This is a genomic window from Selenomonas sp. oral taxon 892 str. F0426, assembly GCF_000468035.1.
Taxonomy (GTDB): Bacteria; Bacillota; Negativicutes; order Selenomonadales; family Selenomonadaceae; genus Centipeda.
In genome coordinates this window covers 21,641-34,906 of sequence record NZ_KI260539.1, presented here as the reverse complement: position 1 = coordinate 34,906, position 13,266 = coordinate 21,641, and the positions used below count along the sequence as shown (strand labels likewise).

The 13,266-nt window shown below is 53.8% G+C and carries 4 protein-coding genes; 2 read left to right on the top strand and 2 right to left on the bottom strand.

Translation table 11 applies throughout. From position 1 onward, the window contains the following. Window positions 1-24 precede the first annotated feature (24 nt). The gene (locus tag HMPREF1992_RS05305) at window positions 25-1,689 is read right to left on the bottom strand and encodes a ShlB/FhaC/HecB family hemolysin secretion/activation protein (RefSeq protein ID WP_037358873.1); all 1,665 of its coding nucleotides are present in this window, start codon (window positions 1,687-1,689) and stop codon (window positions 25-27) included. 170 nt (window positions 1,690-1,859) lie between these two features. Here HMPREF1992_RS05305 and HMPREF1992_RS05300 point away from each other — a divergent pair, with 170 nt between their 5' ends. Both HMPREF1992_RS05300 and HMPREF1992_RS05295 read left to right on the top strand, forming a co-directional pair. Further along, window positions 1,860-2,318, top strand: a complete 459-nt coding sequence (locus HMPREF1992_RS05300; protein ID WP_021684840.1) for a low molecular weight protein-tyrosine-phosphatase — start codon at window positions 1,860-1,862, stop codon at window positions 2,316-2,318. A 25-nt stretch (window positions 2,319-2,343) separates the two neighbouring features. Continuing rightward, window positions 2,344-2,841, top strand: a complete 498-nt coding sequence (locus HMPREF1992_RS05295; protein WP_021684839.1) for a pyridoxamine 5'-phosphate oxidase family protein — start codon at window positions 2,344-2,346, stop codon at window positions 2,839-2,841. Window positions 2,842-2,912: 71 nt separating this feature from the next. Here HMPREF1992_RS05295 and HMPREF1992_RS05290 read toward each other — a convergent pair whose 3' ends face one another. After that, window positions 2,913-13,220 carry a filamentous hemagglutinin N-terminal domain-containing protein gene (locus HMPREF1992_RS05290; protein WP_037358871.1) on the bottom strand — a complete coding sequence of 3,436 codons (10,308 nt, stop codon included), beginning with the start codon at window positions 13,218-13,220 and terminating at the stop codon, window positions 2,913-2,915. Window positions 13,221-13,266: the final 46 nt, after the last annotated feature.

Genomic DNA, 13,266 nt, shown 5'->3' with positions numbered 1-13,266 from the left:
TGTGGAGGCGCACCGCAAGCAGCATTACCAGATCTTTCCAGCCATGAACCAGACACGATTCCGTGCGCTGTTCTTCGCCGCTACGGAGCTATCAAGTCCGATGCGACGCGCATAGTCCACACGTGCGAACCAATCCCCAGGATTGTTGTATGCTGCGCCCAGCCCCCAGCCGTGCAGTGTCACATGGTTGTCTCCGAGATCGCGGCCTTTACTCAGGCGTATTGTTCCCATATCGTAGAACGTACTCAGCGTCAGCCCGCGTACAGGCGCGTGGTAGCGCAGCTCTGCCGTCCCGAGGATACCCTCGTCGCCAGCCCCCTCACCCTGTGCATAGGCTCGCACACCGTTCGGGCCGCCGAGGTAGAACTCCTCCGAGCTGTCGAGATTGCGGCTCGCCAGCTGCCCCGAGACCTTGACGAGAACATCTGTCATGTTGCCAAGGCGCTGCACTGCCGTCGCATCCGCCTCGAGCTTCGTATACGTTCCTTCCTTCGTATCGTTGAGACGTCCCAGGATACGCGTATACTCCGAATCGAGTCCCAGCTGGCCGATCGTCAAATTCGCATTGTAGTTCAGCATCAGTCCCCGCATCTGCTGCGTACCCACCAAGCCCGCATAGATGCTGTGCGTATGCTTCTTCCCCTTGAGATCATAGCCGGAAATATCATCGTTCAGATTGCGATAGTTATAGCCATAGCGAACGAGGAGACTTCGATTCGTCAGATGGTAGAGCGGTGTCTGTCCGAACAGCGTAACCGTCAGAGAGTTGCCCTCGGCTCCGATCCTCGACAGCTCACCGCCCAACTTGTAGTTCATGCGTGAAAGCCCAACGCCAAGCGTTGTTCCGCCGCGGCCGACCACCGTCTCATAGTTCGCATAGAAATTCCGCAGACTCCCGTTCGAGATCAGCGTACCGACACTGATTTTATCCCCCGCTCCCGACGGATCATAGAGCGTCTCCTGGAGACCATAGCGATAGCGTCCCGTACTCGGGTTGCCATAGTTCTCGACGTAAAATACCGTGTTCGACGCCTTCGAGTCCTCGATACGCACCGTCAGCTTGCTCGTTCCGAACGCCGCGCCAGGACTCAGCACGCCGACCGCGCGTGCCCCTGTCGCATCCGACACTGAGTAGAGCGCCGTCTCGAGTTTCTCCGTTGTAATAATATCGTTCGTCTTCAGTCCAGCGACGATGCGTTTGGCCACAGGTGTCTTCAGTCGGCTGTGGTTCTCGATCGCAATCTCGCCATAGCGCCCAGGAAGCACACGCAGCACCACAATACCATCTGGGCTGTCCTGCGGCGGCAGATACACTGCTGCAGCAGGATAGCCATGAGTACGACAGTATGTCGTCAGTGCATCCACCGTCCGGCGCAGCTGCGGCATCGTCCGATTCTCGCCCATCCCCTCCTCAAGAATGCGCGTCAACTCTTCCTTGTCAAGGTAGAGATCCGGTGCCTCCATGATAAAGTTTTCAATCGTAAACTGTGCATCATCACCCGACTGCTGATAATTCGGCGTCATATTCTCGAGCCCGATCTCGGGAGCAGGTCGTTCGCCCGCGATGTCCCCTCCCGGACGCGCAAGCGACGGCGCAGCAAACGTCACCGTTCCCCCACATGCAAGCCCCGCACAGACACACGCAGCAAGCCCCGCACGCACAACAGCATTCCTTCTCACACGATTCATCTCATCACGCATGATGTATCTCAACCCCTATATCACAGTCAATATTTTGTGTCCATTCTAGCATCTTCGCAAAGAAAAGACAAGGGATGAGCAAGATACATCGGTTGCAATTCGCAGTCTATTGCAGTAGACTTTTAAGGGCAAATAAACAATCAGTAGGAGAACAACACATGAAGAAAATTCTATTCGTCTGCCACGGCAACATCTGCCGCTCCCCCATGGCCGAGTTCGTCATGAAACATCTTGTACGTGAAGAGGGGCTTGCAGATCAAATTGCGGTCGACTCCAAGGCTCTCCATCGCGACGAAATCGGCAGTGATACGCATCGCGGCACACGCGAAGAGCTGCGTGCGCATGGAGTTCCGTTCGAGAAACGCCGCGCCACACTTATGACTGCCGAAGACTACGACGCCTATGACCTCATCATCGGCATGGACACAGAGAATATGCATGACCTCGCTCGCCTAACAGGCGGGGATCCTCAGCATAAGGTTCACCGACTCCTCTCCTACATCGGAGAGGAGCGTGACGTTGCCGACCCGTGGTACACGGGCAACTTCGACGTTACCTACCGTGATGTCGACGCCGGCTGTCATGCACTGCTGCGTATGTTGACAGAAAACAAATAACGATCTGTATAGGAGCATCATTCCCATGAACTACGAAGAAGCCGCCTCATTTTGGACGGAGAAGGACAAGCATGCTGCAAAAATACCAGCAGATGAACTTCGCATCGTCATCGAAAACTTCATCAAGGCACGCAACACCTGTGCCCTCGCCGCTGCAGACGGCGACTTTATCCGCTGCACCCCGCTCACCTACAAATACCGCGCAGGTAAATTCGTCATCTTCTCCGAAGGCGGGCTGAAATTCCGTGCCCTCAAGCAGAACAAGCACACAGCACTTGCCATCTACGACGAGTACAAGGGGCCGGGCAGTGCAAAGAGCCTGCAGGTCACAGGTATCGCCAAGGTGCTCGGCGCCGACGATCCGGACTATACAGAGCATCTCGAGAGCCTCGGCATCAACGCCTCCCATATGGCAAAGCTCCGCCTCACACTTATCCTCATTACACCAACAACACTTGAATACCTCGACTCCACACTCAAGGAGCAGGGATATCACCCGCGTCAACAACTCACAATATCATAACGTACAAAATAGCGCCCCATCGACCACTCTTATCGTCGATGGGGCGCTTCTTATGTTTTACATATTCATTTTTATCGTGCGCCGAACACTTCGTTCACAAGGCTGAAGACAGTCTCATCTGCGATACGAATACCCGTCTGCATGATGTCCGTGCCATCCTTCACCGTATTGATGGAGGGCGGATCATAGGTCACCTCGGCATCAGCTTTGCGTCCAAAGTGACTCTGGCGGTCAAGCGATGCATTCTCATAGGCATACTCATCCGGGATCATCTTGCTCGTCTGCGTAATCGCCTTGTAGTACTCGTAGTCGGGAATGTATGGGCCGACGTGAAGCATCCGCTGCTCTGTACGGAAACGATAGTTCTGATAGACCGTATCACCATCTGCAGGCACATACTCACCAACAATGGGGTAGTTCCCCCAACGCAGTTTCGCACCAGGTGCGTCGTAACGGATCTCTCCCGGCAGAATCTCGCCAAGCAGCGTACGATAGTTCTTGCCCTGCGGCGTTCCCTCGTAGTCGTACTTCTGCGGCAGACCGTCGTTGATCCAGACCGTCTTTTCCTTCGGCGTCAGCACAATCTCATAAGGATTGATACGACCTTCGCCCGTCATGGTCTGCGCAGTCAGTGCTGCATTGGCAGTTCCACCATTTGTGAGCGTTGCAATGCTGTTGCCTGCATCGTCTACGAGGTCGTAGTTCTCGACGCCTTTACCGCGGAGGGCATAGGTGTAGTCAACAGGCTTGTTGGCAACCTGGTTGCCGTTCCACGCCACGTTCTTATTACGGAACTGTGCCGTGAGATGCGGCGTAACACGTCCGCGGTCACGCGCAACGATCGCGTCTCCATTTTCATCATCGACGAAGACGAAGCGCATATGATCATCCAGATTCGAGATTAGGCTTCCGCCCTCTCGCGTCAGTGCTTTGCCGACAACATCAGTCGTCTTATCGTATGTCTTCGTCGGGGTAATCTGCGGCAATCCAACACGAAGTCTGCGGCGGTCAATCGCGCCATCCTTCACCTCTGTCATGGGATTTAGCGTGCCGTCGGTAAACTCATAGTTGTCCGTATTCAGCGTCACCTCATACTTGACCCGATTCGTATAGTCTCCCGCATCTTCACCAAGATACTTACCCTCAACGCGAAGCACATCAGCCTCGGGGATCGCATTCCCCTTCAGCTTGCCGCTGAAGAGATCTCGCGCATTGAGGACAGTATTCGTGCCGTCATACGTTTTCCTTGCGAAGCCAAAGTCAAACGTGAAGTCACGACGTGTGACCTTCGCACGGTCAATCGTACCTGTCCCCCAGCCGACCTCGCCGAACTCATAGTTCTTTGCATTGTTGCCGAGGTGCTGACGGAAGACATCACCAATGCCCAGATAACGGACATCCTTCGTTCCTGCATTGCCATCCGGTGTAAATCCATCTCCGCTGCGGCGACCGTAGTGACTCGTCGTATTCGTCGCATTGAACTGTGCGAGGTGTGTTCCAGACGGTGCCATACCGTCACGCGTCAGTGTCTCAATGGAGGCAGTATTACTAATACGTGCCGTTACCGATCCATTGTTCGGTGTCGCATCGTATTCCTTGCGGACATCATCGAACGCAAGATTCAGTCGACGCTTTGTAATCTCATTATCATCCGAATGGAGATCGGCCGCATTCACAATGCGATAGTTGTCCGAATCAAGACGCGCATCGTAGTCAACACGCAGCCCCGTCCCAGCATCCTTTGCTAAGTATCTGGCCGTAGAGAGGTTATTCACGCCGTCATTCCCCGTCAGTCCGTCGAAACGAATGAGGGAATCTCCTGTCTGTACCGTCTGTCCATTGTTGTTTTTTGCGACACCTGCAACATCGCGCAGTGCATCGTACTCCTTCGTCAGCGGGCTCAAGATGTTTGCCGTGACTTCCTTGCGCAGAATCTTGCCCTGTGCCCCCGTATAGTCAAGCGCTCCGCCCGAGATCACGAGGTTGCGATTCTGAGCGGTTGGCGTGTAGTCCAACGCGTAGGTCACCCCTTGCGGAAGTTCACCATTTACATTCTTGTCTGCATAATGCGTGCGTGTCGGATCAACACTCAGGCTGTCCTTGATGTCGATTTTATTGCCATCATCATCCGTCAGCGGGTTGCTGCCGTCCATGATATAGGCGTGCTCAAGATAGTTGTGGAGCGCCGCCGCCGACGCATCTTCTTTGTACTTCACAACAGTCGTGCCATCGTAGGTCTTCTTGATACCATCCAAGGACAATTTGACCCCACGAAGGATGTCATTGCTTGTAATGGGGCGCGGAACAATACGCCCCTTCGCATCGCTTGGCACATAGCTCAGTTTGTCGTCCGTAACGCTATAGTTCGTGGCTGCGCCCACACGATAGTTCTCAGCCGTGCCCGTCATCGCACGCAGAGCCTCATTGACACCCTCGTACGTGATCGCCTTGTGCGTCGGATTTCCGTGCGCATCGCGGCTGACATCAGCTGTATCATATTTGCCCTTGATCTTCTGCAGGGCATCATTCGTAAGTGTAAAGCCCGTGCCCTCGGTACCGACGAAACCTGTGTAGTGCACCATCCCTGCAGTCAGACCGTCAACACGACGCTTTCCGTCATAGATCTTGTCCGGCAGCGCATCAATCGATACCGTCAGTTCCTTGCGGTAGATATCGGCAGCGCGATTCGTTACCGTCCCCGTCGTGGGGTGCCCCATGATCGTATAGTTCTGCAGGCGCTTTGCGGCCTCCGTCGGATCAGCGGACGGCTTTACGCCAAGCGTCAAGGCATAGTCCACCTTCGTCAAACCAGGCTTTAGTTTTGCATCGGCCTCCGTATCGACAGTTGCATTTGGACTATGATATGTGCCAATGACGGAGAGATCAAGATATGCCTTGTCGCGCTCTGCGAGCGGCATGAGGTTCTCCCTCGCAATTGCTGCAGCATAGTCACTGTTGTTCTGCGTGAATGTCGACTGTCCATCATACTGCTTATAGATATGTGCCGGCATCTGCGTCTGGAGATCACGTGGGGTGATCGTCCCCTTCCCCGTCTTTGAGAAATGGTTCGTCCCATCGATGTCAAAATTCTTGTTGTCCAGCGAGAAGGTATAGGTGATATCCACGCCTGTAGATGGGGTTACATTGGGATCTGTATACTGTGGTTTGTTGTTTGGATCAAGCACGATGTCATTCTGCAGCTCGACCCGTCGATTGTTGACCATTACATAGGCATTCGTAATGTACTTACGAACATCCTTGAGATCACCGGAGTATGTGCCGTCAGCCTTGCGCCAGAGGACATCCGTCGTCCCGTCGTAGACCTTGCTCGCCAATGCCGTGCCGAACTGCACATCATTGGCATTGATGCGCGTGCGTCCAATTTTACCCGTCGCATAGGACTTATCCGCCAGCACAAAGTTGCCGCGATACGCCGTCGGCAGGAGGCCTGCCAGATTGCGGAACTCGACATCCTTATCGCCGACACTCCCATCAGCGGTAAACGTCCCATCTGCCGCACGATGGCCATAGTCACTCTTGACCGCACTCGTGATGGTAAAGTCGGACGGCGTAACCTCGCGCATCGCAAGTGCAGCACGCCCGTCAGAGTTATCTGCCGTCAGAGGGTTGGCAGCACGAAGTACAATATCCGTATTCTCAGAGGTGCCATCATATCCTCTCTGTGCAGGATTTTCAAAGTGGAGGTTCAGCGTGCGTGGTGCGATCGTTCCTGTCGCCTGCAGGGTCAACCCGCTGGCAGATTCTGCGTTAACCGCCGGATTTATCCCGTCGGAGAGCAGATAGTTCTTACCCGCATCCCCATTGATTCGCATTGTATAGGTAATCTGCTTTGCGGCAGGGTCGCCGTTACTGTCATACGCAACATTCTTATCTGCATAAGCAGCCGCAACAGATACCTGCGCCCCATCGTTCACGAGCTTCGTATCCGCTGTAGTACCCGCCGCATAGCGGACATTTCCGAGACTGTCATTCCCTTCGAACGCGGTATAGTGACGCGTATTCTTATCGACAAGCGTTCGCTCACCGTCATAGATCTTGTTGATGCCGGCCTTCTCAGCAAGATCAAGCGTCAGAGTACGCCGCTTGATTGTACCTGTATCCGAACTATAGAAGTTATTATCTCCCGAGATGATGATATTGCGATCCTTTAGGAAGAGATGGTATTTAACCGTATCCGGCGTTCCATTCGTCGCGTTCGCATTCGTATACTGTGTCCCAGGAATATTGACGTCGATATCACCGCGCGCAAGGAGATCAATTTCCTTGCCGTTCAGCGTCACTTTTGCTTCTGTGATGTATTTGCTGACATGTTCTGCGTCGCCATAGTAAATATTCGTTACGGGATCTTTCCACAGGACGTTTTTCGTCCCATCATAAACCTTCTCTGCACCCGAGGTTTTGAATCGTACGTCGGAAGCGTTGATATTCACCTTTGCGATGGTACCCTTACCATAGACCGTATCATCGACGGTATAGTTGCCAGCCGCTTGGGCTCCAAAGGTGTTGCGGAACGCGCCCCGTACATTCGTATAGCGCACATCATGATCAACACCGTTGCTCGCATGCGGATCGGTCGTAAAGTTCCCGCCAGAAAGACGCCCGTAATCGCTCGTCGCGGTCGGGGTCGTCGCCGTAAGCATGCCCTGCAAGGCATTCTTCAGACTTTGGTCAGAAATATGATCATCGCTGAGAATATCAGACAAAACGGCACTCGCTGGATCGCCCGTGAGCGTGAGTCCCCGCACCTCTGTATTCGTACTGTCGGTATCATAGGTCTTGTTCACATGGTCGATCGCAACCTTGAGTTTGCGAGGCGTGATCGTACCGGCATTCGCAACAGGAGACAGCTCCGCTGTCACCGTCTTGACCCCATAGGCCGTCGTCGTCGTATTCGCCGCACCAGCAATCTTGTAGTCATCTGCGTATTTGCCCGTGAGTCGCGCCGTATACTTGACGTTCTTTGTCGTCACTGCACCTGCGGCATAGGCTACATTTGCGTCCTCCGTACCGCCCGTATTCAGATAAACCGCCGTCGAGGTGTTGACATAGGGATCGCTCGTGGTCTCATCCGCGACCATCCCCGTAAACTTCAGGATATCATTGCCAACGATGACATTGCGATTGTTATCCGTATGTGCTGCACGGCCGTCGTAGACCTTAGCAATCCGTTCCGTCACAGCTGTGATCTCACGCGGTGTAATTCTTCCCGCCGCCGTCACATGCCCTGGATTCGTTGTATTCACTTGTTCGAGATTTCGCGCGGTGGCATCATCTGCGCCGAATGTATAGTTCGAGAGTGGATTGTTCGTCGGATCTGTCGTACGCGCCACCACGTCATATGCGATGTGCTGCGCCTCCGATACGTGCGAGGTTCTCTGCTTGCCCGCCGCATCACTTGTAAAATGCCCGGCTGCATCAGCCTTCAGTACAAGGCTGATCTTGCCCGCATCGCGTGAAACAATCCCATTCGTACCACCGGAAGGGAGTACGAGATACGTGCCCGCCGCAGGGGTACGATGGATCGACTTCCCATCGTAAACTTTCTCTGCCGTTGCAATTGTACCATCGCTGTTGCGCACAACAATATCCGTCGGGTTGAGACGGCGCGGATCGATCCGCCCTTTTCCATATGCGGTGCTCTCCACCTTGTAGTTGTTGCCGAGCGTTCCCTGGATGCCTGTATACTCAACCTCATGCGCCCCCGCATTGTGTGCCGACGCATAGTTTCCGTGCGTATCTTTATCCACATAGCGGCTCTGGATGCCACTGTTCGCAGCAAAGCTCGTCGGACTGATACCATCCTTCTGGAATACGCGGCCATTCAGCCCGTCGTTGAGCGAGGATGCCGTGATCGACGTATTCACGTCTGTTCCATCGTACGTCTTGCGGACATCGGCAAAGTTGACCGTTACAGGACGCGGCGTCACCCGAGCCGCATTCGCCACATTCCACGAAAACGCAAGCGTATTCCCACCGTTCGTCAGCGTCCCCTGCTGAGAAGCATTGTTGGGGTGCAGGATACGATAATCGTCCGCATTTGCGCCGCTCAGCTGCATGGTGTACGTGACATTCTTCGTCGTCGGATTTCCGTGGCCATCGAGCACCACATCTTTCCCATAGGCACCGGCACTCTCATTGTTGAACTTCGTCGCATCACTGCCCACGAACCCCGTGAAGCTGACCACACGATCGCCCAGGATCACATTCTGGTTGCCGTCCGTATGTCCGGCGATGCCGTCGTAGACTTTCTCGAGGAAATGTGTCGTCGCCGTCAGCGAGGCAGGGGTAATAGAGGCTCCTGCTACCGTTGCTCTGGCGTTGTGGAGACTCTCTAAGTTCTGCGTATTTCCTACAGGGCCGTAGGTGTAGTTCGAAAGGGGATGATTCGTCGGATCCGTTGTCGCTGCCACAATATCATAGGCCGCATAGCGCGCATCACGCACATGTGATGTCACATTTTGCCCTGCTGCATCGCTCGTAAAATGTGCCTGCGTGCTGGGCGCGAGAGCAAACGTCACCTTCTGGAAGTCCCGCGAGACAATGCCCGTATCTCCGAGAGGTGCGGTGTTCGCTGAGAGATAGACATCGGTCCCCACGTTATAGGTGGAGGTGCCGTCATAGACCTTGGTGATCGTCGCGGGTGTATTATCGCTCCTTTTGTATACGTTAAAGGAAGACGGATCAATACGACGGCGCGTGATCGTGCCAGTGCCGTACTGCTTGTCCGCCACTATATAGTTTGTACCAAGTGTATTCTGGAAGCCCACATACTCCACAGAGCGATTGCCAGCATTTGGATTCTCCGTGAACAACGTCGTTCCATCGCCGTAACGACTCGTAATGTGCCCCGTGAGCGTCGGGCCGGATGCGCCAAAGTCACGTTGCAGAATAGCTCCGCTCGCACCGTCGTTGAGCGTAGGCGAGGAGAGGTCTGTGTTCGTAGCTGTGCCATCATAGACCTTGCTGACTGAGGCAAAGCTCATCGTGATCGGGCGCGGCGTGATTATGCCGAGACCGGTCAGTGTCGTCGTCGTTGTGACCGGTGTTGCAGACGCAGGAGTTGCCTGCGGGGAGAAGGTGTAGTTCTGCGCCTCGGCAGCATTTGCAATGGAGAACTTCGCCGTATAGTCGACAATCTGCGTCGTCGGGGTGCCGCCAGAGTAGACGACATTCTTCGACCGATATTCCGCCGTAGACGTATTCGTCACCGTATCACCGGCGATAACGCCCGCGAGTGTGATGATATCATCGCCCGTCTTGTCATGAGCTCGCAGGGCATCATATACCTTCGTAATCGGCGAGTGTTTGATGGTCGCCGTGACCGTTTTTGGTGTGATCTTACCAGCGCCGGAGGCAGAAAAGATACCATCGAGGGGGTCCTTCGTTACGCCGTCCTCATTGAGCACATAGTAGTCCGAGAGTAGATGGCCGCCATACGTATCCGTATGGCTGTCTGCATGTCCCTTCGCCGTATAGGCGACCTTCGTCGCCTCCGCTACGTTTTTCGTCCGCGTACCGGCATTGTTCGTAAAGTAAGCACCACCCGCAAGCTGGAAGGTGATATGTCCCTGATCGCGCGTGACAATGCCCTCATTGGGGTTAGTCGATGCTCCAGCATTCGAGGAGAGGTAGAGACCAGTTCCTGGCGTATACACATTCGTCCCATCATAGGGCTTCGTGGCAGATGCTACGCTGTTGTCGCTGTTGTAGACCGTGAAGCTATTGCGTGAAATCCCACGCCTTACGATATCGCCGTCTAGGTAGAGCTTTTCGTCCGTAACCTTGGTTTTCGAGCCGCCATTAGGCGTGTAGTAGAGATCGTAGTTCAGTCCGTCCGGATGTGTTGTTGTGTCCAACCCCACATTTGTATACTGGAGCTTGTGGCTGCCAACATGAATCTGCGGTGCACCCGATGCGTCTGTATAGGTCGGATCGGCAATGTTTTTGATCGATACCGTGTCCACTGTGCCGCCATCGTCGATCATGCGCGTGCCGTCAGACGTACCGTCGACGATTGTATCCCGCAGCTTGATATTCTTTGGAGACACTGACTGCTTCATCTCGTTGTCCGCGACGTTCACCGTACCGTCATAGATCTTATCCGCCGCCTTGTTCTTTCCGATGTCGAGATAGAGCGGCGCAGGGGTAATACGTACTTTGCCCGTAAGCGAGCTGATGGAGGAGTTGTCGAACGTGTAGTTCTTCGCATCATCCCCGGAGAAGGTGATCGTCCCACCAAAGGTGACATTTTTCTGCCCATAGGTGCCGTTAGCATTGCGGACAACATTCTTATCCGCCATATCAGCAGTAAAGCTTGTCGTATTGAGCGAGACAGAATGCTCGGCGATATCATCTGACGTAAAGCCCGCAGTGCCAACACCGCCATGTGTAAGTGCGTATTCGAACGCGTCTTTGACCGACTTCTTGCCGTTATACATGCGCGTAACATCAAGGTTGCCGCCCGTCAGCTTCACCTCGCGCGGATCAATTGTGATGTTGACGCCGCGCAGGTTCGGCCCATCCTGATCCGTCCAGAGGATCGCCTTCGTTCCCGCATTGCGGACACCGTTTGTCTTGTCGAAGTCCTTCGTCGTGGCATTGACATAGTCGTGAATCTTGTTAAGATCGACAGGGTCTGAGTAGACGACCTGATTCGACTTATTGCCGACGGCATTTCCAGTATTGTCAACAATCTTGACATACTTGCTGTTGTACTCGAGCCCCGTAACATCCGCACCATTGTTCTGCTTGACTGCAGCGGCAGAGGTATCAGCGACCGAGCCATCTGCATTGAAATAGCGATAGCTGTAGTTCGCCGTCGCCGTTCCGCTCATAAAGGCGGTCAGCATCGGCGTAGTACGCCCCTCGTAGATGCGCCATTTTGCGCCCGGCGTGCCGTCATTGTTGATATCAAAGCCGGCGTAGGTGCTCGACGCGGTCATTGGTTTCGAATTGGTTGGATTCGGGGTCTCTTTGAACTTAGTTGCCAACCCCGTAGATTTATCAATAATAAATGTATTCGTGGTATTATTTTTATTTAAACCCGCATCATTGGTCGCAAGTCTAGGCCCTATCATGTATGTATTTTTGATTGTTGTTCCATTGTTTGGATCTAAGAAATAGATGAGCTCCGTTCCCGTTGACCCTGCAATCTTGCTCGAATTGCTATACGTGTCATTAACAACAGTCCCGGCTGCAGACCGGCCAATAACCCCGCCGCCCTCACCGATACGTGCCTCGCTGTAAATACTATCGAGCGTTGTCCCTGCCGTCTGTCCGACAATACCACCATGCTGACCAGCTTCGCCGTCAACTGTGCTGTTTTTTATATAGACATTCTTGATCTTTGTTCCGTCTGCATACCCAATAAGACCGCCCGCCCATCGATCCTGATTTCCAGTCTTATCACCTGTGACTGTTGCTCCCGTAACGCCGACATTCTCAATGCGAGAATTGCTGACCTTGCCAAAGGGTGCAGTGTATACGCCTCCCGTAATCGTAAAGTTTTGCAGCCGAAAGAAATTGCCGTCGAACTTCCCCGTAAAAGGTGTAGCGTTGTCACCGATCGGTGTCAGTCCTCCGCCGCCGAAATTGATGTCATTCTCGAGCATATAATTCTTTGTGACATCTGTGTTCATCGCTTGAAATTCCGTTGTATTACCGACAAGCTGATAATAGTTGTCTGCCGCCGTCGCAGCAACTCCATTGACCGTATAACCGGATGTCGGTGCGCTCCCCCGATAGCCAATATGTGCCGTACCATCGTCAGCTGTATCGGTGTGCATCACAACAGAGCCGCTGACATCTGCCGCATTGAGGAAGCGAATGCTCTTGCCCACGACCTCGACGTTCGTCGCCGTGATCGCTCCCATATTGACGACATCGGAGAGCCCTGCTGCGGTGGTGTTGATTGGTGATGTGCCGCTTGCAGTAAATGCAGCATCATTGACCGCACTCAGATTCTGTGTTGAGACATGGAGACTGCCAACATTGACCGAGGCGGTCTTGCCGAAGATAACACCGTTCGGGTTGACGAGATAGATATCACCGCCGCCTGTGATCGTACCATTGATGGTAGAGGTATTGCTCCCTGTAACCAAATTCAGATAGTTTTTGCTGTCATAGGCAACGGTCTCCCCATTTTCCACGGAGTAACTATTCCATTTGATGAGGTTGTTTGCTGCGGTGCCGCCAATATTGGTCGTACTGCCTACGCGGCCGACAGTAACACCTGACGTCACATCGTGCTCACCCATCGGTGCAGCAAAGCCCACCTGCGGAATCAAAAAAGCGCCCGCCATTCCCGCCAGCAGCGCATAGCGCACGCGCTGCGATAGTTTCGTTCGATTGTTCTTCATGTTCCGCACTCCCATAGATATATTCCTACTTATATGTTGTATCGGA

Bases quoted from the DNA above. Each gene is read 5' to 3' on its own strand.
- HMPREF1992_RS05300 (WP_021684840.1), top strand. From the start codon at position 1,860: ATGAAGAAAATTCTATTCGTCTGCCACGGCAACATCTGCCGCTCCCCC.
- HMPREF1992_RS05305 (WP_037358873.1), bottom strand. From the start codon at position 1,689: ATGAATCGTGTGAGAAGGAATGCTGTTGTGCGTGCGGGGCTTGCTGCG.
- HMPREF1992_RS05295 (WP_021684839.1), top strand. From the start codon at position 2,344: ATGAACTACGAAGAAGCCGCCTCATTTTGGACGGAGAAGGACAAGCAT.
- HMPREF1992_RS05290 (WP_037358871.1), bottom strand. From the start codon at position 13,220: ATGAAGAACAATCGAACGAAACTATCGCAGCGCGTGCGCTATGCGCTG.